Raw genomic sequence first — 227 nt, forward strand, 5'->3', positions numbered from 1 at the left:
GTGGTGGAGGCTGACGGGATCGAACCGCCGACCCTCTGCTTGTAAGGCAGATGCTCTCCCAGCTGAGCTAAGCCTCCCCAATCCCCAAGCAGTTGTTGGGGCCTCGCAAAGTACTCAGTGTTTCTACAAAGCGTTCACTTCACTTTGTGAGGTAATATGGTGACCCGTAGGGGATTCGAACCCCTGTATGACAGCGTGAAAGGCTGCTGTGTTAAACCGCTTCACCA

1 tRNA gene is annotated in these 227 nt (G+C 54.2%); it reads right to left on the reverse strand.

The features are described 5' to 3' along the window. Nucleotide 1: 1 nt before the first annotated feature. Nucleotides 2–77, reverse strand: a tRNA-Val gene (locus SB752_RS33480). Nucleotides 78–227: the final 150 nt, after the last annotated feature.

Source organism: Brevibacillus sp. SIMBA_040, assembly GCF_046535075.1.
Lineage (GTDB): Bacteria > Bacillota > Bacilli > Brevibacillales > Brevibacillaceae > Brevibacillus.